Below are 26997 nucleotides of genomic sequence, written 5' to 3' on the forward strand. Positions count from 1 at the left end.
AAAAAAGGGATGGGATGAAGTTAAAAAATAGTATTGTCCATACGGTGATGATTTATATGTTTTGTAATGTAGGTTCAATATTTGGAATGCAAGCAGATCCTGGTGGAACGAAAGATATCTTTCGTGCAGTTGATGACGGGCGTGTTGAGTCAGTAAAGCATTGGTTAAATCACGGGGTTGATATCAATGCAGTTGGCGGTTTCTTTCAGTCGACTCCATTAATGATGGCATTGAGTTCTAGTAAGAGATTAGGGGTGCTAAAATTATTGCTTGCTAGGGGTGCTTCACTTGATGAGGAGATCGTTCAAACGATTATCCAACAAGCTGTATTTACCCAAGATGATGAGCTGCTTGAATTATTGAGAGCAAGGGGGGTTGTTGTTACTTTTGATCAATTGACTTCTGAAGGTACGACTGTTTTGATGGAGAATATTTCTGATGAAAAGATCGTTTCTTTTTTAATTAAGCAGGGGGCGAATCCTTATGTGCAAAGTAGATATGGATCAGATGCTTTTGATATGGCACGGTACAATCAAAATCAAAAGATCCTTCAAATTTTAAAAATGACGAAGCATGATCCCAGAACTATTTTTCAAGCGATTGCGGCAGGTAGAACAGATTTTATCGTACATTGGTTGGCAGAGGGGAGTGATGTTAATGCTGTTCAGTTGCATGACACAGTGTTGATGGCTGCAATCAAATATGGTTCGCTTGATTTGATTAAACTACTTCTTAATCACAAAGATATTGATGTGAATTTTGCCAATGCATTCGGGGAAACCGCGTTATTTCTTGCGATTCAAAGGAGGAGTCTTGCTGTATTAGAATTGCTTCTTGAGTACGGAGCTCGCATTGATAGTGTGAGTAAGTCTGGTCACACTCCTTTTCTTATGGCATTTGAAGGTATGAGGGATTGCTTGAAGGATGAAAATTATGTTGGCGCGGAAGAACTTAAAAAAATCATTGATGTATTGATTAAAAAAGGGGTAGATATTGAGCAACAAAATGATCAGGGAGAGACTTTTTTGATTCGATTGGTGGTCCAACGAAAGAAGGGTGAGGTTTTAAGGTTGCTAGCATTGGGAGCTAACCCCTATTTAAAGGATGTTTCAGGATCGGATGCTTTTGATTATGCACGCGCGCAAAATGATGGAGTTATACTTAAATTTTTACAAAACAAGTCAAAAGAAAAACTCGGGGCTCAAGAAGAGCTCAAGGAAGAAGAATCAAAATATGCAGAAAACGCTGGAGATGAGCAAGGGTTGAAAATGCCAAAAGCGATTCGTCGCATGCAGCATATTCACCGGGCGATGCATCCTGAGCAGCAGCCTGAGCCGAATAAAAGGGCTCAAATAAATGAAGATGCGGTTGCTGCTCAGATAGAGACGCAGACTGATTACCATTTGAAGAAATATGATGAAGGTGTTAAGCGATTGTATGGCGATGTTACACAGGATCCTGTAGTCCAGCATTGTATCCAAAAGGAGCATGCAGCGATTCAGGAGGGAAAATGCGTATTTTATAGAGCAGAGCCTGGAATGTTTAGAGTGTATCAATATTTCGTAGAAGAGGTGCATCGATTAGTGAAGCTCTATAGCACGCAACATCCATTTATTTTTACTCGTTTTTTTGCGCATGGAGCTCCAGAAGAGACGATTACTGAGTATATGGAGAAAAGAAAAGAAGAGTTTGGTGGTTATGATCAGTTCCCTGTCCCTAGTAATTATAATATTAACAAAAAATATTTGATTTCATCGAATATGCCATTATTTGGTAATTTTTCTGATACAGGGCGTTGCACATGGTATTATTTTTTAAATAATTTTGCTGCAGGAGCGCCTATTGAATTAAGGCCATTTATTGAATCTATTTTTGATATGTATGGATTTAATAAAATATTTATTGACCAATTATTGGCTTTAAATACGGGCGTTGCAATTGAACTATCATCATTGCAACAAATTACTATTCCAAAAAACATTGTAGATAAAATAGTTTTGCTTTCAAGTGGGTTTTATGTCCCCTTGTTAGCAGGGGATCAATTTGTAAAGGTTTCTGATTTTTTAGATCAATATAATGCGGGCACGCTTGATATTCAAGATACAGAGGAAGCTATAATGCTGATAAATTCTGTATATGGATTAAATCCAGAGAGCGGTATTGAGTTTGATTTATACAGTCGATTACCGGACAAAAAACTTGAATATATAAAAAAACGGGTACAAAAGATTACTGATGAAATGTTTAGTGAGTGGCTGGTAAAACAATTGCATAGTGAGCGGGTTCCGGCAGAGGTTGCAGGAGAAAAGTTGGGGGATGTTTTGAAACATCTTGGCAAGGGTGGGCGGAGAAATTATTCTTTGCCTGTTGTGGATGAAAAAGCAGTTGTAAAGTAAAGAGGTACCATCGGGGGTTGCAGGTGAGCCGCTTGGTGATGTGTTGAAACGTCTGGGCAAAGGGAAAAAGCAAGAGAAGGTCAAATCGAAGTTATAAAAAAGAGGATGGGGTGGTAAATGAAGTTAAAAAAGATAGTTGTAAGTTTTTTGATGATTGCTGTTTTATGTAGTTCCTGGTCAATCTTTGGTGCACAGGATGCTTCTCTTGGAACAACAAATATTTTTCAGGCAATTGCAAAATGGCAATTAGGAGCTATAGAATATTGGCTCAATGAGAACATTGACGTCAACGCTGTGGATGATAAAGGACGCACGCCGTTGGCATGTGTAATTGAGGACGTGCGGTGGCAAACAGAGAGCGCTATAGTATTACTGATGAATCACGGCGCCCGTATAGATGGCGTTATTAAAAGTTCTGATGGTTCGACGGCATTAATGCTTGCGGTTGCTTCGGAAGATTTGAATCTAATTAAATTTCTCGTTGATAAAGGAGTTGTGGTCGCTGGCGATGAAGGTGCAATGAGGGTGGCCTGGAGTAAATATAAAAATGCCGTTGAGGATTATGAATTTAAAGGATCATCTGATTGTGAAGCGCGCGTTGCCCTCGTGAAGAATATCATTCTATTTTTGCTTGCAAGGGGGGCGAATGTTGATGCGCCAAATGATTTAGGGGAGTCGGTCTTGATCGATGCGGTCATGCGACGCGACTATGCTTTTATTTCATGGTTGCTTTCTTTAGGGGCTAATCCATACGTGAAGGATTATTCGCGGTCGGATAGTTTTGATTATGCGCGAGCGCAAAATAATGGGCGTCTTATTGACCTTTTAAAAACAACAAAACACAAAGCCCCAGAAGGGGGCCATGCTGAACATGTATTGCAGGAAGAAGAAAAAGAACATGCAGTTGGCGAGATTTTGCAGGAAGGAGTGGCTCCTGAAGATGCAACGTCATTTAAGGCTACTCAGGCGGTTCGTCGGATGCAGCACATTCATCGGGCTCTCTATCCAGAGCAACAGGAGGTTGACCAGGCTCAAGTGCAACTGGCTGAGCGCTCACAAGAGGGTGTTCCTGTGCAATTGACTCAAACCGAACTGCATTTTAATAAATTTAAAGGCATTATAACTGCTTTCTTTGGCGACGTTATGAAAGATCCTATAGTGGAGCGGTGTGTGTCAAAAGAACATGCATTTATTCGAGCCGGCAAATGCGTATTCTATAGAGCAGAGCCGGGACGATTTAGGGTATATGAGTACTTGATAGAAGAGCTGCACCGGCTGATTCGATTGTATAGCAAGCAACAGCAATATCAGTTTGTTTTTAATCGCTTTTTCGCAAATGCGGCACAAGAGGAAACCATTGCTCAGTATATGCGTAACAAAAAACGGAAGTTTGGTGGGTATAACACGTTTAAAAAAGAGGTTAATTACACTATTAACAGTGCTCATTTGCTGGCATTAAACATACCGCTCTTTGGTAATGTAACTAAGAGTGGTAGTTGCACATGGGAGTTTTTCTTGGGTAGTGGTGCAGCGGCGGCAATAGACGTGGGGGTAGAAGACTTGATTTGGAAGATTTTTGATACCTATGGTTTTGACAAAAAATACCGGAAAAAGTTGTTTGATTTAGGCAAGTCTGCTTCGTCGGTTTGGACAACATTGCAGCAAATTGTTATTCCAAAAAATATAGTTGATGATGTTGTTTTGCTTTCAAGGGGCTATTATATTCCGTTAGAAGAGGGGAAATATGCAAAAGTTTCCCGCTTTTTGGATCAATATAATTCGGGAAAGCTTGATATAGAAGATACTATTGAAGGAATGATGCTCATGAATGATCTCTATGGATTAAATCCCGATAGTGGGATTGAATTTCATCTCTATAGTCGTTTGCCAGAGAAGAAATTGGCATATTTGAAGCATCGGGTGCGTCAAATTGCTGATGAGATGTTTGGTGAATGGCTTATAAAGCAGCTGAGTGGTGAGCGAGTTCCGGAAAGTGTTGAAAAGGAAAAGTTGGGTGATGTGTTGCGTCATGTTGGGCGTAGAGGCGGAGTGAGTGCGCGTGAAAGAGTAAAAGAAGAAGCTAGGCGACGTGCTAAGCGTGAAGATGTCGAATGGAATGCCGCGTTAATGGGATTTTAAGCAAAGGCTATGTGCCCCGCAAGCCGTTCGCGACGACGGCAAGCAATTTTTTCGTTGCTGTAGGGCGGTGACGAGGATTTCTGGGCAGGTTTAATTGATATGTTGAGATGAAAAAGGGCGTACGAAAGAATCGTACGCCCTTCAAAAATATCACAGATATATCTTAGCTGATTTCAGCATCGATTGTTTCATCATTTGATTGCGTGTTGTGTGCGCTTGCAGTGTCCTGAGTTTGGTTTTCAGGAGCTTGTTGTTCAGCAGATTTATACAATTGTTCAGCTATTTTGTATGAAGCTTGCATCAATTCATCATGTGCTTTTTCTAGCTCATCGCCATTATCAGCATGCTCTGTGAGTGCCGTTTTTGCTTTTTCAATTGCAGCTTCGACTGTTACCACATCTGCTTCTGCGAGCTTCGCTTTGTTTTCTTTTACTGTTTTTTCTACTTGCAGAATCATGCCATCTAGCTTGTTGCGTTTTTCGATCGTTTCACGATTCTTTTTGTCTTCAGATTCATGCTCTTTTGCATCAGCAACCATCTTTTCGATTTCTTCTTTTGATAAGCTGCTATTGCCTTGGATCGTAATCTTATGTTCTTTTCCAGAACCTTTATCTTTTGCAGATACGCTTACAATACCATTGGCATCGATATCAAATGATACTTCGATTTGTGGAACGCCACGAGGTGCCGTTGGAATACCTTCCAATCTGAACATGCCCAGTTGTTTATTGTCTTTTGCAAATTCCCGCTCACCTTGTACAACACGAATGTCTACTGCAGTTTGATTATCTTCTGCTGTTGAGAACACCTGAGATTTCTTTGTTGGGATCGTGGTGTTGCGTTCGATCAACTTAGTTGCGATTCCACCCATGGTTTCGATACCAAGAGATAATGGTGTTACGTCGAGAAGCAATACGTCAGTTACATCTCCAGATAGTACGCCACCTTGGATTGCCGCTCCGGCTGCTACCACTTCATCAGGATTTACTGATTTATTTGGCTCTTTGCCGAAGAACTCTTTTACCAGCTGCTGTACTTTTGGAATACGGGTTGATCCACCGACGAGTAACACTTCTTCGATCTCGTTAACCGTTAGTTTTGCATCACTCACTGCTTTTCTGCATGGTGTCATGAGGCGTTCGAAAATGCTTGCGCACAATGATTCTAATTTAGCGCGACTGATCTTCATATTGAAGTGCTTAGGCCCTGATGCATCGGCAGTGATGTAAGGCAAGTTGATTTCAGTCTCTTGTAGAGCAGATAGCTCTCTTTTTGCTTTCTCAGCGGCTTCTTTTAGGCGCTGCAAAGCGATCTTGTCAGATTGTAAATTTATGCCATTTGTTTTTTTGAACTCTTCGATGAGGTAGTTGATCAATTGGTGGTCAACGTCATCACCACCCAGATGGGTATCTCCATTGGTTGATTTAACCTCTACGAGGCCATCGCTTACTTCTAGTATTGAGATGTCAAATGTACCGCCACCGAAATCAAATACGGCGATGATGCCATTTTTCTTTTTGTCTGCTCCGTATGCTAGGGCTGCGGCCGTTGGTTCGTTTATGATGCGTTTTACGTTCAATCCAGCGATTTGTCCAGCATCTTTAGTCGCTTGTCGTTGTGCATCGTTGAAGTATGCAGGGACCGTGATAACCGCTTCGGTTACTGTTTCACCTAGATACTCTTCTGCCACTTGTTTTAAGTTACTGAGGATGGCTGCTGAGATTTCTTGTGCTGTGTATTCTTTTCCTTGTGCAACGATACCAACTTCTCCATTGGCTTTTTTTGCTATTTTATAAGGGAGTGATTGTGCTTCCTGTGCTACTGATTCATAGTTTTGACCAATGAATCTCTTTGCAGAGAAGATAGTGTTTTCTGGGTTTGTCACCGCCTGGCGTTTCGCCACGGTTCCTACTAGGCGTTTGCCTTCTTTATCAAATGCTACCATTGACGGGGTCGTGTTATCACCTTCTTTGTTAGGGATGATTTTTGCAGACCCTGCTTCCATGAATGCAACGACTGAGTTTGTGGTACCAAGATCGATACCGATTATTTTTCTAGCCATTAATTTGCCCTCATTTATTATTAAATTACTTAATTATTCATATTTAGTCTTTATACTTGGGTTTATTGTATATTATGAGCCCTCCCTTGTCAACACCGGGCTAATATTATCTTAGTCTTCTGTGCTAACATTTTCTTAACGTCGGGCCATTAGTATTTCTGAGTGCGTCGCCTCTATGTTGCGACTTCTCCTGATATAGCCCCTCCCCCCTTATTGACCGCGCGCCCCCCCCAGACCCCCCGGGCACTCCGTCCTCCGCTTCCACCCTTATCTTCGGGGGTATTACTATGGGGGGTGGAATCCTCGACTCCGTTTAAAAAGGGGCGATCCGGGAGATTTGGGAAATGGGGAACAGGGAATAAGGAATAAAGAGCAAGGAATAAAGAGCAGGGAAAAGAAACAAGGAGGGGAAAGGAAAAGAAAAAGGGAGTAAAGATAAAGAATAGAGGATAAAGAATGAGAATAAAGAATAAAGAAAAGAATAAAGAAAAGAATAAAGAAATAATGAGGATTTATATATTACTTACTATTTCATATATGAGGCCCTATCTATCTCTCTACATGTGTGCGTGTGTGTTGTTTGTAAGGAAAAAGAGATAAAGATTAAAAAGAAATAAAGATTAAAAGGAATAAAGGAATACTGAATAATGAATACTGAATAATGAATAGGGGAGTAATAATTTTAAGGATTTTTTAAAAGGATTTTAAACTGAATAATGAATAGGGGAGTAATAATTTTAAGGATTTTTTAAAAGGATTTTAAAAGGATTTTTTAGATGTGCATGTATATCGTATGACTATGTGATGCGTTGTGTGATATGTGTGATATGTGATGTGAGTGGTTATGTATGTATTCTTCACATGTCATCATGTCATTATGAGGAACTCGCATAGCCGTGCGAAAGAAAACTGAAGAAATAATAGGTGTGTCTGCGTGGGTGTTCCGTCTTCGCTAAAACTTCGCCGGACAAGCTTGCATCAATAGAACTGTTATGCGTATGTTATACGTGCATACCTTATATTATAACACACGCGTACACCTACACGAACCAATCGTACGTACTGTGTATTATTGCAGAGATTACTAACCATTGTACGCTCTTGGTTTTTCTGCTTCTTGTTCTTGAAAGTTTTTATATGAAGAATGTTCTTTTGGGGGTGTTGAAACTCACCTATGATTTCAATTCATACCATATAATTATTTCTCCTTAAACGGGAAAGCAGGGGGTGGTGATTGCTGCCGTATCATTTTTTAAGGGAGAATGGCCCCTGTTCTTTTTTTTCAATAAGAATCCTTATTTTTGTTTTAATTTTATGGTTTTGCATTAAATGAAAATAAGCCACCCCTTTTTCATAGCACTGTCTGTAATAATCTCTTGCGTAAATTACATATTAGAGTTTTTTGCAACATTGTGTTGATGTTTATGGTTTCAGTGTGATATTGTTTTCATGAGGTTTATCGTTGGTTTTCTATAGTATGTAGAGGGGGTAAGGGCGATGGTATATAAGATGATATATAAAAGGTTGGTGTTTTCTGTTGCGCAGATTATTGTCTGCGGACTATTGTTTTTTGGTGGTTCCCTGTTGAGTGAGGATGATTTGGGAGTCTCATCTGAAAATGCGGGATCTTCGACGGGACGTGAGGTGGTTATTGCTAATCAGGTTGCATCGGAGGTGCCTGCGCAAGAACGAGCGTCGGACGAATTTTTATTTAATCCTGCTGCGACGATAAAAGAATTAGAGAAAAAAATGATAGATGCTCCGGGATTAGTTAATAAAAAAAATCAATTTGGGGTAACGGCGTTGATGGGGGCGGCAAGGGATGGGAATTTGGATAAGGTGGAGTTGTTCTTGCGGTATAATGCTGATGTGAATGTAGTGTCGAGTGATCATATATGGACAGACATGACCATAGATAAGGGAGGGAATGTGGCATTACACTACGCATTGTATTATGGTAATAATCCTCATGTATATAGGATAGTAGAAGCGTTATTGCGGAAAGGTGCGGATCCAGAAAAAAGAAATAACATGCAGGAGATGCCAATACATTATCTGCGAGAGGTCCAGAATATGGAGGTGAAGCGGATGCTGCTGAGACTGCTGGTTGATGAGTACGAGGTGGATATAAATGCACGCGGGTATAATGGCGACACTATATTGCATCAGACGGTAGCAAGAAATGACTTGCCGTTCGCTGGGGTACTGAATGAGTTTAGGGGGAAGTTGCAGTTCGGGATAAAAAACTATGCGCAGTTGACGCCGCTTGAGTATGCACAAAGTATGAGTAGAGATGGAGTGGCGAGCGCACTCATTGGTCTTGCTTCACCGGGTGGTCTAAAGCAAGAAGATGGTAATTATATGGTGAACGCACCAGAGGAAAACAAAGTGGGAGCGCCAGATGGGTTAAACATGTAGGCATAAGAGTGGAAAATAGATCGTGGGAGAATTGCAGATAGAGTAGATGGAGGGGTATAAGGAGAAATATGTTCGAGGATCTGTTTGGTGTAGGGAAATGTTTTTGCGGTGCAATCTATTGGGTTGCGATTGAAAGATTTGCTGTTGGTCGAATTTGAACACGAATTTTTTCGGGAGAAAAATTTTTTTACAGGGTCGTGTGCTATAGGGGTGTATGTAATGTCAGTGCTGTGAAGAACAAGAATAAGTTATTGTAGGAATCTGGTAATAGGTGCCCTGATCGTGGTACTGTATCAAATGCGATATGAAGATGCAAAAAAGATACAGACGTGGAGATGGTATGGCATATGTATGGTATGTGGTGTTCAGTATGATGATCGGTATGCAATGTTGCGTGATGACAGGTCACGAGGAGATACAAAGTAATGCGGGCGATATGATGGAGGTGATACAGCAGCGGGCGTATCTGATTAGGCGTCTTGCAGCCCCGGTGCAGACGTTATTTGCTTCGTACAAAAAGTTAAAATCAGAAAATAGTTTTGATGGGTTTTGTATTAGTGCTGATGAGATCGATAGTTTTTGTGATCCGATGGTGAGATGCTGTATACAAAAAATTTGCTCGGTAAAGTCTATAGAGCCATTTTATAAGGTGTGGGAATCTTTTTTATCATACAAATATATTAATCGAGAGTTTTTTACGCAGGAAGCATTAGTGGTACTTATGATGCTATATAGGGAATTGTTAACGAAAAATAACAATCGAGGTGCTGTGCACCAACTGCTGCTACGGGTGGAAAACTGTTTGCAGCAATATTATCAAGGTAAAAGTTATGCAAATGCTATTATATCTAATGGGGTAGCAACATTGTATGAATATAAAAAAATGGCTACCCAATATCAACACGAGCTGTCACATTTGTTGGTGCAGCACCATATAACTGCTGATCTATATTATGATGAGGTGCAAGCGCAGGATATACAAGGTGGCTTGAGCGCGGTTATAGAGGTTTTTGAATCATCGGCTATTATTCCTAACTTAGCGATAAATAATAATATTCGCTTTTATTATATACAGCGGGTTCTTCGTTCTATATTTATTTTATCGCGATACTCATATACCATACAACCATTTAATGATGTATGTAATGCTTTCAAACATCCGTTGATAAAAGAGTGTGCGGCGCAGATAGAGGAAACAAATAATTTAAAATCATTGTTTAAACTGTGGAAGTGCTTGGCTTCATATAACCATATTGAAGATGAATTGTTATTGCAGGACTTTATCTGTTTGGTTATCTGCGTTTTTGGGCATTTAGAAATTCAGGGTAAAAATGGTATTAAGGTGCCATTTTTTAAAACAGCAAGAGTCACAAGAAAAGAGCTAACCTTAGAACAGATTTTGCATGCATATCAAGATGCCCTTACCCCTTTAGCCGATCTTATGGATCTATTGGATGAAGTGGTAGATCAATTTGATGTTTTTTCGAGAGAATATGAACTAGATAATCAATCGTTAAGTTGGTTTGATTGGTTTGCACAATATTGGTGGTCGGTGCCGATTATGTTTAATAAGTTTATGCTGATTTTGGTAAAGCATGCATCATCAATCGGGTCAGTAGTGCGTCTGGTGTAGCAGAGATTGTAATTGCGGAATCTGTCTGGTTGTGGTAATGTGATAGAAGCAAGCAATTGCTTTTTTGGTTGAGATTTTTTCTTACCAGAAGGGGCATAGATTATGTTTGCTCTTAATGAAAATGTTGTATACCCAGGTCATGGGGTCGCGTGCATCAATCGAATAATTGATAAGCGAGTAAGTGGAAATATTATCCGCTTTTACGAATTAAAATTTCTGAATAATGAAATGACGGTTTTGGTACCGATGAATTCATTTGAAACCGTTGGGCTTCGTCCATTAAGTTCTAGCCAAAATATCAGTGAGATTCTTGAGATGTTGTCGCAGTCAGCCGACTATCACGAGATAACTGCTGGAAACTGGAATAAGCGCAATAAAGAGTATCAATGTAAAATCCGTACAGGAAACTTACATGATATCTGCGAAATATATCGAGATTTGCAGGTTCTATCGACGCATAAAGAGCTTTCATTCGGTGAAAAGTCTTTATTGTTGCAAGCAGAGATGTTATTGGCGGAAGAGATATCAATCGTTACTAGTGTAACTGAGGATAAGGCGATAGAGCGGTTGCGCCTATTGTTTAAGGGATTTAAGACCGCGCGTGTATCAATAAAAAGTAGTACTGAATCTGAATTTGCTTTGCAATAACCATTTTTTAGAGTGTGTGTATAAATAGCCTGTTTTTAAACGGGCTATTTTTTGTTACTATGGTTAGCATGAAAAAACAGATAATTATTATTTTTGGACAGACCGGTGTTGGGAAAACTGATTTCGCTGACTTATTAGCGCAACAGATTCCATCAGAAATTATTAATATGGATGTTGGACAGTTTTATACGCCACTTACCATTGGGACGGCAAAGCCAGATTGGAAACATGCATCCGTACCCTATCATATGTTTGATATTCTTGATAGCCCAACTGATTATACAGTAATGATGTATCGCAAGCGGCTTTTAGAACTAATGCACACAATCTGGCAAGCGGGAAAAGTGCCAATTATTGTCGGTGGATCCGGGTTTTATTTAAAATCTATTTTCTTTCCGCCACATGCCCCTTCGGGTGCGACCATGCGTGAAGTTGTACCAGAGTGGTTTGAAAATAAGTCATTACAAGAGCTATGGCAAGAGCTTTTTATGATAGATCCGGTGCGAGCCGAAACGATTGAAAAACATGATAGGTATAGGATTGAACGCGCACTTACTATTTGGAAAACAAGCAATATAAAACCATCTGAATACCGAACTCCATACCAACCACCAGCTGATTTTACTCTGCTCTTTTTAACGCGTGATCGATCGGAACTGTATACTCGTATTGATAACCGGGTAATTGGTATGATGGAGCAAGGGTTCTTGGATGAGGTACGCTCATTACGTGGAACGGCGTGGGAGCAATTTTTGTTGCAGAAAAAGTTGATTGGGTACAATGAGCTTCTTGACTATTTCTCTGGAGATGAGACTGAAGAGCGATTGCGTCAGGCGATTGTTCGAATGCAAAGTCGATCGAGACAATATGCAAAACGACAACACACGTTTTGGAATATGTTACAACGGCAATTTGATATGGTAAAAACAGAAAATCAAGAGCATCAGGTGGCAGCGCATATCGAATCGGTCAACTTAACTTTGTTAAACATTAATTTATATATTACACTGCTGAGACGTAGGGTGTTACATTCTTAAAAGTGTAATAAAAAATTCTAGGCATTAAGGAATGTATATGAAGATGGTTGATGAAAATAAAAATAATGAAGAAGGTGTACAACAAGGAACAATTACTTTGACCTATCGCCAAGCAAGTTGGGGTATGGCTGTTTTGGTAGTTTTGTTTTTTTTCGTTTTTATTACCGGCTATTTTTTAGGTAAACAAAAAGAGGTCGAAGATTTTTCTAATAAAGTGGAAAGAGACTCTTTGGCTGATATGATATCAGCGTCACTGTATTCTCGATATGATGAAAAGGGACCAAGTGCAGATGAGGGAGATGATGTTCTGGAGTTGCTTGAAAAAGTAGAATTGACTGAAGGAGTAGAAAGTGATACTGCTGATGCAGCGCTAGCTACTCATGAACAGTTGGTGGCTAGTGCGTTGTCGTCTGATGCAGAAAAAAGTATGATAGCGCCGTGTGAAACTAAAGAAAATATGGTACAGTATTACGCGGAGTTAGTAGGGTTTGGTACAGAAAAATCAGCTATGGCGTTTGTAAATAGACTTGCAAAAGAAAATATTACTACTATTGTAAAGGCAAAAACAAGCAAGACAGCTAAGGGTAAGAAAATTGTTTGGTACCAAGTGGTGACTGAACCATTTGTAGACCATACATTGTTATTAGATTTAGTTAAAAAATTGGAAAAAAAGGAACATTTAAAAGGTGTTTCGATTCAAGTGTATGCGTGATAAATAAGTCAAAATAGATAAGAAAGGATTGTTACATGATTACTAGTATTCGCGATCAGTTTTTCAAAACAAAACTGTTTAAAGGAATTGCAATTACTATTGTGGTAGTAATGAGTGGTATATTTACGTTACCTGGATTGTTGCGTCTTGGAGGTGGCGGTGGAAATGGTTGGATTGTGCAGGTAAATGGCCAAGAGGTTAGCAATAATGAATTTATGTATGTTGCCATGGGGCAGCAAGAGTATATTAATTTGTTTTATCAACATTATGGCAACTATGCAAAAATGTTTTTGCAGCAACTTGGATTAGATAAAGATCCGAAAGCGCTTGCATTAGATATGGTTATTAATAATGAGTTATTGCGTCAGCAAGCAAACGCATTAGATTTATACATAGATGATCAGTACGTTGCAGACAAATTGCAGGATTTTGAATTTGTACAACAAGAGCTGTCTGATATAATTCCCCATGGCGCATTTGATCAGGCCCGTGGCATTAATGAGCGGCAATTACAAATTGCTTTGCGCGAACGTAATATGCCAGGTACTGAGTTTGATCTTTTATTAAAAGAGGCATTTAAACGCAGATTATTACTGGGCTTGATAGAGGGTGCGGCATATACACCACAGTTTGAGTTGCGCGAGCAATATATTATAAAAAACCTGCGTAAAAAGTTTTCGATAGTGACATTTGACTTCGATCGTTTTTTGAAAAAAGCTCAGGAAACGCCGGTAACTGATGAGCAGTTGCAGGAATTCTTCCAAATTCAAACAACTAAAATGAAGAAGTATGCGATAGCAGAAAAACGAACTGGTACTGCGTGGAAGTTTGATGCGCGCTCATACGGCATTACGGTATCGCAAACAGAAGTTGCGGATTATTATAATGAGAATAAAACGAAAAAGTTTGTTGAAACGCCAGCCCGTATGCAGGTGCGTACCATGGTATTTTCGGCAAAAGACGATGCGCAACAAGCAGCTGCTTTAGAAAAAGCAAAAGCGGTGCATGCAGAGTTGGTAAAACAACCAGAGTTGTTCGCAAATAAGGCAAAAGAGCATTCACAAGATGAAAAAACTGCATCAAAAGGTGGATTGTTGCCTACATTTGCCCGAGGGGAACAAGATGCAACATTGGAGCGTACGGCGTTTTTACTCAAAAAAGATGGGGACATCTCTGAAGTTATTACTACTAAGAATGGTTTAGAAATTATACAGCGGGTAAGCAGAGAGCCCGTTGTGTATAAAACATTAGCAGCGGTTACTCCTGAGATTGAGGCGGAGCTTATTAAACAAAAGTTTGCTCAAACATTTGTTAAAGATGTTGAGCGTATTTTGAAAAAAGAGAATGCTGTCGATGGCATAGCAACATTAATAAAAGAGAAGAAGGGCCAACAAGAGCGTTATGCAGATTTAGAAAAAGGTGCATCGCGTGTTGCTAATGAGTTATTTGAGCTACAGAATGATCAGTATGGTGTCTATATCGACAAAAACGTTGGAATGCTCGTGCAATTAACGGGTATCAAACCAAAGCATATTGCAACGTTAGAATCGATCAAAGAAGAAGTTACCAAAGATTGGTATGCGCAAAAGGCAAGCCAAGCGATATCAAAAGCAGTGGCTGATATGCGCGATGCAGTAAGCAAAAAATCGCTCAAAGAACTTTCAAATAGCGCATTTGGCACAGCGTATATGGTTACAGATTTCTTAAAGTCTGATGACAAGAACGCGTTAGAGTCATTCAAGGCTGATGGGTTATCGCTTGAGAAGTTGTTTCAAATTGAAAAGGCTGGTATGGTGCAGGTGCAAACTGGTAAAAAAAATAGCTATTTCACCCGGTTGGATGAGCTGAGCCCTATTGATGAGCAAGATTGGTTGGCTCAAGCAGATAAGCTTGAAAAAGACCTTGAGAAAGAGCGAAACAGCTATCAACCTGGCTACAGACGCAACGGTTTTGTTGCTTCTTTACATAGAAATGCTACAATAAATTCAAACGAATCATTGGTTAATCGATCATAAATGAAAAATAATGGCACAAAAAAAATCAACACAGATAGCTTTTGCGACTACTGAATCGACTGATACGCAACAGGCATTTAAACGTAAAGCGCTAGAGGTTACCTTCTCGCAGATAGATAAGCAGTATGGTAATGGTGCGGTCATGATGTTGGGGCAAACGCTGCAGGGTGGCATAGAGGCCATTTCTACAGGCTCTATACTCATTGACCAGGCAATTGGCGTTGGCGGACTACCATTAGGGCGGATCATAGAAATCTTTGGTCCTGAATCTTCAGGTAAGTCGACCCTTGCTCTGCACGTTATCGCTCAGTCACAAAAAAAAGGCGGAATCTGCGCATATATTGATGCAGAACACGCTATGGATCCATCATACGCAACCAAATTAGGGGTTAAGATAGATGATCTTATTATCTCTCAACCTGATTATGGTGAGCAAGCTTTGGATATTGCTGAAATGCTTATCCGTTCTGGTGCGGTAGATGTTATTGTAATTGATTCCGTTGCAGCTCTTGTCCCTAAGGCAGAGTTGGAAGGTGACATGGGCGACACCCATGTTGGATTGCAAGCTCGTCTTATGTCTCAGGCATTACGAAAATTAACGCCAGTAGTTCACAAATCTAAAACAGTTTTGATCTTTATCAATCAAATACGTCAAACTATTGGTGGTTTACCATTTTCAAAAAAAGAGACTACAACTGGTGGAAATGCGCTTAAATTCTATGCATCGGTGCGATTAGATGTACGCCGAATAGCAAGTTTAAAGAAAAATGAAGTGCATTTTGGTAATCGTGTTGCAGTAAAAGTTGTTAAAAATAAGGTTGCCCCTCCATTTAAAAAAGTTGAACTTGATTTGCTCTTTAATGAAGGGATCAGCATGGAGCTTGATCTGCTCGATGCGGCATTACATTTTTCTGTTGTAATTAAAGCAGGTGCGTGGTTCTCATTCAAAGGTGAGCATATCGCCCAAGGTCGTGATCAAGCGCTTCGGTTCTTTAAAGATAATAAATCGGTCACGGAAGAGGTGATGGGTTTAGTACGAGAAAAACTATTGGCCAACGAAATAATTACTACGGTTCAAGAAGAGACAGAAACAGAAGATTAATGTATTATGCAAATTTTATTGCTTAACAAAGGATTATTGTAACATTGAAGGGTAATAACAAAGAGGCTTTACAGCCGGTAAATGAACGCATTCGTGCGCTTAAGGTGCAACTTATTACGCATGATGGTGAGAATATAGGGATTGTTTCCAAAGCTCAGGCGTTACAAATTGCTCAAGATGCAGGTCTTGACTTGGTGGTCATTGCAGAACAGGGAAAAGATGGGGTTCCTGTCGCAAAAGTGATGGATTTTGGTAAATCGTTGTATGAAAAGAAAAAGAAACAAACGGAAGCCAAGAAACATCAATCGGTTATTCAAGTTAAAGAAATTAAGTTGCGACCAAAAATTGGAGAGCATGATTATCAGACAAAAATGAAGCAATGCATTGAGTTCCTGAAAGAAGGAAAGCGGGTTAAAATAACGCTTTTTTTCCGTGGGCGCGAAAATGTGACTCGTGAAGAACGGGGTAAAGAGTTGTTTGATAAAGTGAATGCGACTCTTGAAGAGCATGGTATGTTAAAGCAGGTTATTCAAGAAAAAGATGCTACACTTGGGCATATTTGGTCGCGTATTTATTATTTAAAGAGTTCTAAATAAATTGTATTAAGTGATGGATTATTATGCCGAAAATGAGATCTAAATCAGCTGTAAAAAAGCGATTTAAAAAAGTTGGAAACAAGAAAGCGATTAAGTGTGCAAGCGCATTTAGAAGACACCTTCTTACAAAAAAATCGCGTAAAACAAAGCGACAATTGCGCAAAACAGCATATATTGATCCATCAGACTTGGGTAGAATACTTAAGTTAATGCCTTATTAAAGTGGTTATTTTAGTTATTTGAGGTTGAACAATGACAAGAGTTAAACGCGGTATAGCGACAAAAAAACGTCACAAACGTCTTTTAAAAAAAACAAAAGGTTTTTGGGGACAACGTAAAAATATTTTTAAGCGTGCACATGAAACATTGATGCGTGCGATGGCATATGCTTTTAAAGGGCGTAAATTGCTCAAAAGAGATATGCGTGCTCTATTTATTGCTCGTATTAGCGCAGCGGTAAAACAAGAAGGTCTTTCATATAGCAAGTTTATTCATAAATTGAATACTGCTAATGTTAAATTGAATCGCAAGATGTTAAGTCAGCTTTCTGTTTTTGATGCGCCTGCATTTAGTGCAGTAGTAACCGCTGTTAGATAAATAATCAAGTAAGTTGCTATTTTCTTGACATGGCTTAATTCCCCTTAATAGACTATCTGCGGTGTTGAAATAGATAGTCTTTAAATACAAGAGGGGGAGTATATGGATAGTTTGCGTATGCTTGAAGAAAAAGTTACTTTTTTAATCGACTCGATACGGGAATTAAAAAAAGAAAACAGTAAACTTATTGACGAAAATCTGCAATTGATGGCAAAAGTAGAAGTTTTGGAATCTTCTTTGATGAAAGAAGATAAGAACGTAGAACAGTTAGAGTTAACAAGAACAGTAGTTGATAATTTAATATACAGCATCGATTTACTAGTAAATAATGAAAAACAGCAATGATAGAGAAGAAAGCTCAAGGTTGTAAAGTACTCATTTTTGGACATGAGTACTCGTTAGTTACAACGGAATCTGAAGATCATATTGTTCAATCTGCGCGGCACGTTGATGCTATTATGCAAGAAATTGCATCGCATGCGGTTGTGACGGATGAGAGAAAGATTGCTGTACTGGCGGCTTTGCGCATAGCTAGTAAGGTGTTAAAACTAGAAGAAGATATAGCAAACAACGTAGCAAAACAGGATCTTATCTCTGCAAAGATAGATCATGAACTTCGGCTTGCGTTTGCCAAGAGTGGGCAAAAAGAGACATTGTACATTAAGTCCTTAGATTAATTTCTAAGGACTTCCTTTTTTCGTCTGAATCCTCCATCCTGCCGTTTTATTCGTTAATTGTATCGATGCCGTTCATTTTTTTTGTGTTTTATAATATAAAAAGAGGTAATATACTGTATATATTACGTTATTGAAATTAAGGAATATAATGATAGGGTTTCAGATACTGATTATGGTGGGAGCCGTCGCTAGCGCCGTATGCGTAGCATTGTTTTTGTATGCGCGCAAAAAGATAGCAGCTGCCAATGATTTATTAAACAAAGCTGATGATCGATGGAAAAATGTAAAGCGTGAAATCGATGCAGAAAGGCGAGAGTCTGCGCTTAAGATTAAAGATGAGATTTATAAAAAAAGGAACGAATTTGAGCTGGAGATGAAAAAGGATCGCCTTGAGCTTGAACGGTTACAGAGTAAGTTAAATAGTAAATATGAAGCTATTGAAAAAAAAGAACAAAATATTGATGAGTTGCGATGGGATTTGCAACAAAAAGAGCGTGCAATATCACGCACAGAAGATACGTTGCGCGCTAACTCTGCAAAGTTAAAAACCTTATATGATGAATTGATTATTAAACTTGAGCGCATCAGTAATATGACGCAGGATGAGGCTCGGGTTGCATTATTTGATACATTGCAGGCAGAGGTTCGATTAGCAAATCAAAAATTAATTCAACGGACTGAAGAAGAAGCGCGGCACACAGCAAAAGACAAAGCAGTAGAGATTATTGTTACTGCAATGCAGCGGTATACAGCTGATCAGGTTGCTCCCCATTCATCGAGTGCAGTACATCTTCCTAATGATGAGATGAAAGGTCGTATTATTGGGAAAGAAGGGCGTAATATTAAGGCGCTTGAGATGGCGACTGGAATGGAGTTTGTTATTGGTGACACCCCTGAGCTCATAACTATTTCTGGTTTTAACCCAGTTCGTCGAGAAGTAGCTCGTCGGTCGTTAGAACGTTTGATTGCAGATGGCCGTATTAACCCTACTCGCATTGAAGAAACGGTCGAGCATATTGAAAAAGAGCTTGATGAGATTATTGAAGAATATGGTCGAGAAACGATTTTAGAGTTTAACCTGCAAGGTGTACATTCAGAAATCGTTACTTTACTTGGTAAATTACATTTTCGTACCAGTTTTTCTCAGAATGTGTTGATGCATAGCAAAGAAGTTGGTGTGTTTTCTCGCATGATTGCAGAAGAATTGGGCCTTGATGGCACAATAGCGTTTCGGTCTGGATTGCTCCATGATATTGGTAAAGCGGTTACCGCTGAGGTAGAAGGTCCGCATGCGATTATTGGTAGTGATATTGCAAAACGATGTGGCGAAGATGCCATTATTGTTAATGCGATTGCTGCCCATCATGAAGAAGTTGCGTTTGCCTCTATTTATGCCCCAATTGTAGTAATAGCCGATACTATTTCAGCATCTCGTCCTGGTGCTCGTCGAGAAACGTTATCAACGTTTATTAAACGACTTGAAAAACTTGAAGAGATCGCGGTTTCATTTGAAGGTATTAAAAAGGCATATGCATTACAAGCAGGTCGTGAAGTACGTATTATCGTTGAAGAACATAAGCTTGACGATGTACAATCGGCGACACTTGCTGCAGATATAGCACGTAAGATTGAAAAAGAGATGACATTCCCTGGGCAAATAAAAGTGAATGTAATTAGAGAACAACGAACCATTGAGTATGCAAAATAAGGTTATAATTACATGAAACGTATGCGCATCTTATTTTTGGGAGATGTGGTCGGTGAAACCGGTCGTATGGTTTTTGAGAAGCATATACAGCAATTAAGACAAGAGCATCAGATTGATGCTCTTGTTGTTAATGGAGAAAATAGTGCTGGAAGCGGTAAGGGCATTACCCCTCAAGTGGTTGAATTTTTCAAAACGAATGGCGTGAATGTCATTACCACGGGTAATCATATCTGGCAAAAATCAGAGATCTATCCTTATTTGCAAGCAAATACCGATTTGCTACGGCCAGCGAACTTCCCCCGTGAAACACCGGGTGTGGGGGTTACCACATTCAACTGTGATGGGGTATTAATTGGAGTGATCAACATTCAAGGTCGAGTGTTTATGCGCGAGTTGCTTGCCTGCCCGTTTCGTACCGTTGAATCTATTTTGATCTATTTAAAAGATAAAACTAATATTATCTTTGTTGATTTTCATGCTGAGACTACTTCTGAAAAGATGGCTATGGGTTTTTTCTTGGATGGAAAAGTTACTGGTATGGTCGGTACTCATACGCATGTCCAAACGGCAGATGAGCGGATTTTACCCGGTGGCACAGCATACATAACTGATTTGGGAATGGCGGGATCGTTAAATTCTATGATTGGTATGAAAAAAGATCCGATTATTAAACAATTGATTTCGCAAATGCCAACGCGATATATGGTAGAAACAGAGCCTCCTTATTTTATGACTGGTGCATGGATTGAGTTTGATGTGCAAACGGGTAAGGCTTTGGCGATTTCTCGGGTCCGTGTAGATGATACAGATGAGATGCAAATTCCTGATTCTCAATAAATGATTTAAAACATATGATTTTGATTCTTATTTTATACATGTTGCTTGCTAGTACTTTTACGATTGGTAAAGCGGTATTACAGTATATTCAGCCAATTTTTTTTATAGCGGTGCGTATGATCTTATCCGGGGGTCTATTGCTGGGATATGCCTACTTATTCGATCGAAGTCACTGGAGGTTTCGTAAGCAAGATCTCTGGGCGTTTTTAAAGCTGGCAACATTTCATATCTATTGCGCATTCATTTTTGAGTTTCTTGCACTCAGAACCATGCTTTCTGCAAAAGCGTGTTTATTATATAGTTTTTCTCCATTTATAACGGCGCTATTCTCTTATCTGATCTTTCGAGAACAATTAAGGTTACGACAAATAATTGGATTGATTATAGGATTTATAGGGTTTATTCCCGTTTTGGCTTCTTGCGCAATGTCAGAAGGTACATCGTTTTTGTGTATATCATCAGCAGAATTGTTATTGCTACTGTCGGTTGTTTCATCGGTTTATGGCTGGATATTATTAAAGGAAGCAATTGATATTGGTGGTTATTCTCCGGTAATGGCCAATGGCTGTAGCATGTTGTTGGGTGGAATTGCCGCTTTATGTACTTCGTTGTTGTATGAAGGTATGCCGGTATTGTATCGTGATGTTACCGATACACAAGGGCCATTGGAATCATTGTTTCATGGGACAGTAGATGGGGCAATTATTGTTGGTATATACACCATACTCTTGATATTGATCGCAAACGTCGTCTTTTATAATTTATATGGATATTTGCTCATGCAATATTCAATGACCTTATTATCATTTGCAGGGTTTACCTGTCCGTTGTTTGCCGCTTTTTATGGATGGCTGTTTCTAGGAGAGGTCATTTCATCCAGCTTTATTATCTCATTGATAAGCGTTATTGTCGGTCTTACGCTGTTTTACCAGCAAGAATTATTGGAATTAGAAAGGGAATAAGGCAGAGTTAATAACTCTGCCTTATTATACTTAGTCTATTGATCTGCTTAGAATTAAGCAGTTTTTCTAACGCGACGTTTAGACATACGACGTTTTGGCGTACGTTTAGGAGCTGCTGTTTTTACAACTGCTTTACGAGCAGATGCTTTTTTAGCTACCCGGCGTTTTGGAGCTGCTTTACGTTTTACTACTCGGCGTTTAGCTGACGCTTTTTTAACCGTTCTTCTTTTTGAAGAAGCTTTTTTAGCTACACGTTTAGCTGTCTTACGTTTAGGAGCTGCTTTACGTTTTACTACTCTACGCTTAGCAGTCGCTTTTTTAGCTGTTTTGCGCTTAGGAGCTGCTTTTTTAACTACGCGTTTAGCTGTTGCTTTCTTAGCGGTCTTACGTTTCGGAGCTGCTTTTTTAGCTGCTGTCTTACGTTTAGGAGTCGCTTTCTTAGCTGCTTTGCGCTTAGGAGCGGCCTTTTTTGGAGCTGCTTTTGTTACTTCAGCGGCTGCTGCGGCTACAGCAGGTGTAGCTTTACGTTTAGTAGCTTTACGCTTAACAGTTCTCTTTTTAACTGTTTTTTTCTTCGTTTCTTCCATTAGATTCTCCCCTTATATTATAGTCTCTAAAACCCTAAATAATATATAATACTCTTCTTAATGAACTCAAATTTATAATATAATCTCCTTTTTTTTAAACCTCTGTTTTTTTATATATCTTCAAGTTCTTAATTTTAAGATAAAGAAATAGAGTGTGAAAAAGCAAGACTTTGACAATAACAATTATTCAAATTGTTCAAAAGCCAGGGATTGAGTTGATGAGTTTTGTTCCTTGTGGCGACATTGCCATTGTCTCAAAAATGCTGATAAATACGGCTGATTGGTGCGATATAGCTCTTTGAAAGGAATGCAAAAAATTATCCAAAAATTGAAATAAACTTTTTAAAAATTTTTTTATATAATTTTTATTTTTTGGTAAAAAATCAACCCAAAATTTTGTTAATTTCGTCCAAGGAGGGCTGGCAATTTTCAAGAAGTGGTAATCCGGCGTTGGCATAGGGATCATTATAATCGAGTATATGATGTTTCTTTTTAAATGCATGTACTACATTCTGATGTTTTTTTCCGTCTGGTCCCCATAAAATTTGTGCATGCTTTCCAGATTGTGTTAACAGTATGTATACATTATTAAATCCTCGAGTTTTAAATTCTTTGTATAAACGCGCAGTGCTTTTATAAGGAACCACCCTATCTTCTTTTGAGCATACTAATAAAATAGGCAGATCTTTATTGTGAATATATTTAATCTGCTCGATAGGTGATTCTAGTTTAGGATCATGGCCTGGAAATAATTTTTGAACTCCGGCATATGCGTATTCTTTTCCGTTTTCATTGTTAATATTTTCTTGGATGACTCCTTTTACTGAATCATAAGGAGATTGCAAAATCATGCCAACAAGACGAGGATTATATTTTGCTACAAAACCAATTCCAACAGAAGCGCCATTGGAAGTACCATCCAGAAGTACAGAATGGTTTTTATCTATATCCTTATATGCATCATTAACGAGTTCAATCTCCTTGCCTTGTGCAAGTGTTGAACGTGATGCATAGAGAAATTTTTGTGGAATATTGGAACTGCCATAATCAAATTGTACGCTCCGTACATGAGTGGTCGAAAGATCATGGAGGTAATTCCCGCTTTTGTTGCGGCGGGTGTTGAGACCCTTGGTTTCTTTACAATATTCATTGGATTGCGTGTAATCATCTATCAGCCCATGAAGAAACAAAACCGTATGGTTCTGATCAACAGTTGTTGCCTCATGGTCATACCAAAGAGTAGTCTCTGTTGTTTGCTGCATAGTATGACGATAGCCTCCATATAAAAGAGCTACGGCAAGTACGCCCGCAGTGGCCTTTTGCCAACGTTTTTTAAAGTAGGTTGGATAGCAATGTGCAGTGTATAAGGTGGCACTTGTCACAACAAGGACGAGCAGGAGCATAGGAATAAACGGTTTAAAAGGCTGCATTATGATCTCTCCAAAGTTATTGAAACTCTATAGGTACAGTATAAGAGAAATCGACTCGCGGAACAACAGGGGCATTTGTTAAAGAAAAAACCCTGGTGAACCAAATTTCACCAGAACAGAGCCATTTTAATGCTGGGTTATGAGTAGGTCATAGATATCTTATCTGTACTTTTTTTCTTCGGTACGTTACGATTAATCACTCGATAACGGCTTTAAAATGCTCATGTTTTAGAAGGTGTAAATACGGATGAATAAGCTTGCTGATATTAATAATGATTTTTCCCAGTGGTATTTAGATGTTGTATATCAATCAGAACTAGCAGATCAATCTCCCGTTCGTGGTTGTATTGTAATTCGTCCCTATGGATATGCAATGTGGGAACGAATTGTAGCGCGTCTTGATCAGCGGATTAAAGAAACGGGGCATCAAAATGCATCATTTCCGTTATTAATACCGGAATCATTTTTAAAGCGGGAAGCGCAGCATGTAGAAGGATTTGCTCCTGAGCTTGCGGTGGTTACTCATGCAGGCGGCTCAGAGCTTGATGAGCCATTGGTTGTTCGTCCTACCTCTGAAACCATTATTCATTATATGTTTGCCCGTTGGATTCAATCATGGCGTGATTTGCCGTTAAAAATTAATCAATGGTCTAATGTGGTGCGTTGGGAAATGCGTACTCGTCCATTTTTACGTACAACAGAATTTTTTTGGCAAGAAGGTCATACGGCGCATGAAACATATGATGAGGCATTGCAAGAAGCACAGTTAATGCTTAATGAGTATGTGAGTTTAGCGCATGATTATTTAGCGGTACCGGTTATTCCAGGCCGTAAATCAGAGACAGAAAAATTTCCTGGTGCCGATATTACCTTTACCTACGAAGCGCTTATGCATGATGGTAAAGCTTTACAAATGGGTACATCACATATTATATCGCAAAGCTTTGCTAAAGCATTTAATATGCAGTATCAAGATCGAGAAGGAAAACAGGCATATCCATATTTGACCAGTTGGGGTTCAACAACCCGTTTAATCGGTGCGGTGGTTATGGTGCATGGTGATGCAAAAGGTTTAGTGTTGCCTCCTATGATTGCACCGATTCAAGTGGTTATTATACCGATATTTAAAAAAGGTACCGATAACGCAGTAATTTTAGACGCGGCATATGCAATAAAAAATAGTCTGCCTGGTATGCGTGTAGAAATTGATCATGATGACTCAAAGAGCCCGGGCAGTAAATTTTATAAATGGGAGCTCAAAGGAGTTCCTGTTCGTATTGAAATTGGACCTCGCGATATTGAGGCGCAAGTGGCAATCGTGACTGATCGTTTAGATTCTCAAAAACGTACTATTCCGTTTGATCAGATTGGTAGTGTAGTTCAGGCATTGTGCGTCGAATTACAAAAAACTATGTTTGATCGTGCATATGCGCGTATGAAGAGTATGTGGCATACAGCGGAGAAGTTAACTGATTTTGGTCCTCAATTACAAAAGAATCAGGGAATATATCAGGTAGGATTTTGTGGCGCTGCAGCATGTGAAGGACAGTTAAAGCAGTATCAAGCAACAACGCGTTGTCGGATTGAAGAGCATACTGCTACGGTTTGTTTTGCTTGTGACCGCGCAAGTGTCGGCGATGTTCTTGTTGCGAAAGCATATTAATAGAGTAATACGTAGATCATAGCATTTTCATGCGATTATATGATTGTCTAAGCAGTATCTTATTTTTAGCATGGCTAAGGACTATGTATGTCTATTTTTGTACACTTTCACGCATATATGCTTACTGAACGGCGACTTGCCCATAATACCTATCTTGCGTATAAACGGGATCTAGCGCAGTTTGAGCTTTTTTTGCAAAAAAATAGTATTGCATTAGAGGTGATTCGGGCAAAGCATGTAAAGCATTTCTTACGTACTTTGCGCGCAGTAGAAGATTTAACGGCGCGAAGCTTGGCTCGTAAAGTTGCAACGCTTAAGCTTTTCTTTTCTTACGCACATGAGCGGTTTAATATTCAAAATTGTGGTGAGCATTTAATAACACCCAAAATAAAAAAAGCGCTACCACAATATCTCTCTGAGCAAGAGGTAGAAGCTTTTTTGGCTGCTGCAGAAGCAGATAATTCGCCGCTTGGTATCCGTAACAAGGTCATTGTATATTTACTCTATATTTCTGGCATGAGAATCAGCGAGCTCACTGCATTATATGTATCAAGTATTCATTTTGATACAGGGTTTTTGAAAGTACATGGTAAAGGAGATAAGGAGCGAATGATTCCTGTTCCACTTGAGATGATGAGTATTTTGCGAGAGTATTTGCAAACGGTGCATCGTGAGTTTATAGATAGAAAAGGAGGTTGCTCTGGTGAAGAGTATCTGTTTCCGACCAGTTATTCGGGGAAAATAAAACCGATTACTCGGCAAGCCTGTTGGGTAATATTAAATACGATATGGGAAAAAACTGCTATTAAAAAGCGAATTTCTCCACATCAGCTGCGCCATTCACTTGCAACCCATATGCTAAAAAACGGTGTTGATTTGCGGTCTCTGCAATTGATTTTGGGACATGAAAATATTATGACCGTAGAGGTGTATACGCATGTTGAGGTAAGTCATTTGCGAGAATCATATGATAAATCACATCCACGGTCATAAGGTTTTTTTTCTTCGTTTTTTATTCTTCTTTTGATTCGCCTAATAAACTTTGCATGAATTTCATATCAGCTTTTGTTGGGGCATGGTTTCCGTTTTCGAAGGGTTCAAAGACAGCGTCTTCAGACGTAGGATCCATAGCAAGAAAGTAATTCTCAATATCTTGGATAGTTCTTTGATCGGAAAATATTTTAGCTGTTTCTAATAGTGTAAGCTTATTTAATTTCATTCTCTGAACATTAAAATTATGCTCTATGTATGCGTGCAACAAATAGTTAAGAGTTGTGGTTGGAGCATTATATGCTACCGCATTAAAGAGAATATTGCGTTGGTCGGTCTCGTCTATTAAAGTGAATGCCATTATTTTTTCTGAGCGATTCATTGTTTTTAGAACAACCGGCAGCTTTAACCATTTCCTATGTATTGAGCAGTTAATAAAGGTGGCTATGGCACTAACAGAAATAGGCTCTCTGACAGGATCAATCCTGTGTTTTCTATAAAGCAATGAGGCTTGTGGTGCATTAAGGTTGTTAGCAAGATCTTTTCTATTGGCTATCTCTAGTTGTAAACGATTTCGTCTCGAACTGCCGGAGCGAGCGGCAAATAGTAGATTCGTGCTACAGATTAATAGAAGAGATATGCTTATGCTAGGTTCTGTTGAGTTTTTATCGTAACCATAAACATGCTCCCACAAATGCAAGAAAAGACAGGAAATTGCGCTTTGATTTATCAAAACGTGAAAAAACCCGTCTAAAATGTTTCATTTTTCCGAAGCAACATTCTATTAA

At 39.2% G+C, this 26997-nt stretch carries 23 protein-coding genes; 18 read left to right on the forward strand and 5 right to left on the reverse strand.

Annotated elements, in window-relative coordinates:
- The first annotated feature begins 14 nt into the window (after nt 1-14).
- Together VGT41_06940 and VGT41_06945 are read left to right on the forward strand one after the other, a co-directional pair.
- Nucleotides 15-2396 (forward strand): ankyrin repeat domain-containing protein, encoded by a 2382-nt coding sequence (locus VGT41_06940; protein HEV2601997.1) that lies wholly within the window; start codon nt 15-17, stop codon nt 2394-2396.
- Between the two features lie 117 nt (nt 2397-2513).
- Nucleotides 2514-4535, forward strand: a complete 2022-nt coding sequence (locus tag VGT41_06945; GenBank protein ID HEV2601998.1) for an ankyrin repeat domain-containing protein — start codon at nt 2514-2516, stop codon at nt 4533-4535.
- 163 nt (nt 4536-4698) lie between these two features.
- Here VGT41_06945 and dnaK read toward each other — a convergent pair whose 3' ends face one another.
- Nucleotides 4699-6597, reverse strand: coding sequence for a molecular chaperone DnaK (dnaK, locus tag VGT41_06950; protein ID HEV2601999.1), 1899 nt, complete (start codon nt 6595-6597; stop codon nt 4699-4701).
- Between the two features lie 1509 nt (nt 6598-8106).
- Here dnaK and VGT41_06955 point away from each other — a divergent pair.
- The 14 genes from VGT41_06955 (at nt 8107) to VGT41_07020 (ending at nt 21539) form a co-directional block, all read left to right on the forward strand.
- The gene (locus tag VGT41_06955) at nt 8107-9015 is read left to right on the forward strand and encodes an ankyrin repeat domain-containing protein (protein ID HEV2602000.1); all 909 of its coding nucleotides are present in this window, start codon (nt 8107-8109) and stop codon (nt 9013-9015) included.
- Between the two features lie 340 nt (nt 9016-9355).
- Nucleotides 9356-10648 carry a hypothetical protein gene (locus VGT41_06960; protein HEV2602001.1) on the forward strand — a complete coding sequence of 431 codons (1293 nt, stop codon included), beginning with the start codon at nt 9356-9358 and terminating at the stop codon, nt 10646-10648.
- Between the two features lie 102 nt (nt 10649-10750).
- Nucleotides 10751-11296 (forward strand): CarD family transcriptional regulator, encoded by a 546-nt coding sequence (locus VGT41_06965; protein ID HEV2602002.1) that lies wholly within the window; start codon nt 10751-10753, stop codon nt 11294-11296.
- A gap of 68 nt (nt 11297-11364) precedes the next feature.
- A complete protein-coding gene (gene miaA / locus VGT41_06970; protein HEV2602003.1) occupies nt 11365-12333 on the forward strand; it encodes a tRNA (adenosine(37)-N6)-dimethylallyltransferase MiaA in 969 nt (322 codons plus the stop codon).
- A gap of 37 nt (nt 12334-12370) precedes the next feature.
- Complete coding sequence (locus tag VGT41_06975) at nt 12371-13045, forward strand: hypothetical protein (protein ID HEV2602004.1); 675 nt, start codon at nt 12371-12373, stop codon at nt 13043-13045.
- A 35-nt stretch (nt 13046-13080) separates the two neighbouring features.
- Nucleotides 13081-15060 carry a peptidylprolyl isomerase gene (locus VGT41_06980; protein ID HEV2602005.1) on the forward strand — a complete coding sequence of 660 codons (1980 nt, stop codon included), beginning with the start codon at nt 13081-13083 and terminating at the stop codon, nt 15058-15060.
- Nucleotides 15061-15070: 10 nt separating this feature from the next.
- Nucleotides 15071-16162, forward strand: coding sequence for a recombinase RecA (gene recA / locus VGT41_06985; protein HEV2602006.1), 1092 nt, complete (start codon nt 15071-15073; stop codon nt 16160-16162).
- A 44-nt stretch (nt 16163-16206) separates the two neighbouring features.
- A complete protein-coding gene (gene infC, locus VGT41_06990; protein ID HEV2602007.1) occupies nt 16207-16758 on the forward strand; it encodes a translation initiation factor IF-3 in 552 nt (183 codons plus the stop codon).
- A gap of 252 nt (nt 16759-17010) precedes the next feature.
- The gene (gene rplT, locus VGT41_06995) at nt 17011-17355 is read left to right on the forward strand and encodes a 50S ribosomal protein L20 (protein HEV2602008.1); all 345 of its coding nucleotides are present in this window, start codon (nt 17011-17013) and stop codon (nt 17353-17355) included.
- A 102-nt stretch (nt 17356-17457) separates the two neighbouring features.
- Nucleotides 17458-17700, forward strand: coding sequence for a hypothetical protein (locus VGT41_07000; GenBank protein ID HEV2602009.1), 243 nt, complete (start codon nt 17458-17460; stop codon nt 17698-17700).
- On the forward strand, nt 17697-18032 hold the full coding sequence (locus VGT41_07005; protein HEV2602010.1) for a cell division protein ZapA: 336 nt from the start codon (nt 17697-17699) through the stop codon (nt 18030-18032). Before VGT41_07000 ends, VGT41_07005 begins: the two co-directional genes overlap by 4 nt.
- A gap of 148 nt (nt 18033-18180) precedes the next feature.
- The gene (gene rny, locus VGT41_07010) at nt 18181-19740 is read left to right on the forward strand and encodes a ribonuclease Y (protein HEV2602011.1); all 1560 of its coding nucleotides are present in this window, start codon (nt 18181-18183) and stop codon (nt 19738-19740) included.
- Nucleotides 19741-19752: 12 nt separating this feature from the next.
- Complete coding sequence (locus VGT41_07015) at nt 19753-20577, forward strand: TIGR00282 family metallophosphoesterase (protein HEV2602012.1); 825 nt, start codon at nt 19753-19755, stop codon at nt 20575-20577.
- Nucleotides 20578-20591: 14 nt separating this feature from the next.
- Complete coding sequence (locus VGT41_07020) at nt 20592-21539, forward strand: DMT family transporter (GenBank protein ID HEV2602013.1); 948 nt, start codon at nt 20592-20594, stop codon at nt 21537-21539.
- A gap of 53 nt (nt 21540-21592) precedes the next feature.
- Here the strand turns inward: VGT41_07020 and VGT41_07025 are convergent, their stop codons facing one another.
- Nucleotides 21593-22126, reverse strand: a complete 534-nt coding sequence (locus VGT41_07025) for a hypothetical protein (GenBank protein ID HEV2602014.1) — start codon at nt 22124-22126, stop codon at nt 21593-21595.
- A 383-nt stretch (nt 22127-22509) separates the two neighbouring features.
- A complete protein-coding gene (locus tag VGT41_07030; GenBank protein HEV2602015.1) occupies nt 22510-23556 on the reverse strand; it encodes a hypothetical protein in 1047 nt (348 codons plus the stop codon).
- Between the two features lie 247 nt (nt 23557-23803).
- Between VGT41_07030 and proS the strand changes: the two genes are divergently transcribed.
- Both proS and VGT41_07040 read left to right on the forward strand, forming a co-directional pair.
- Nucleotides 23804-25219 carry a proline--tRNA ligase gene (gene proS, locus VGT41_07035; protein HEV2602016.1) on the forward strand — a complete coding sequence of 472 codons (1416 nt, stop codon included), beginning with the start codon at nt 23804-23806 and terminating at the stop codon, nt 25217-25219.
- Between the two features lie 87 nt (nt 25220-25306).
- Nucleotides 25307-26212: a tyrosine-type recombinase/integrase gene (locus VGT41_07040; protein HEV2602017.1), complete on the forward strand. Its 906-nt coding sequence runs from the start codon at nt 25307-25309 to the stop codon at nt 26210-26212.
- A 19-nt stretch (nt 26213-26231) separates the two neighbouring features.
- Here the strand turns inward: VGT41_07040 and VGT41_07045 are convergent, their stop codons facing one another.
- Entirely contained in the window at nt 26232-26570 is a 339-nt protein-coding gene (locus tag VGT41_07045) for a hypothetical protein (GenBank protein ID HEV2602018.1), read from the reverse strand.
- Between the two features lie 304 nt (nt 26571-26874).
- The coding region (locus VGT41_07050) for an IS5/IS1182 family transposase (GenBank protein HEV2602019.1) at nt 26875-26997 on the reverse strand (123 nt) is incomplete at its 5' end.

This window comes from Candidatus Babeliales bacterium (assembly GCA_035944115.1).
In the GTDB taxonomy this organism is placed as follows: Bacteria; Babelota; Babeliae; order Babelales; family Vermiphilaceae; genus DASZBJ01.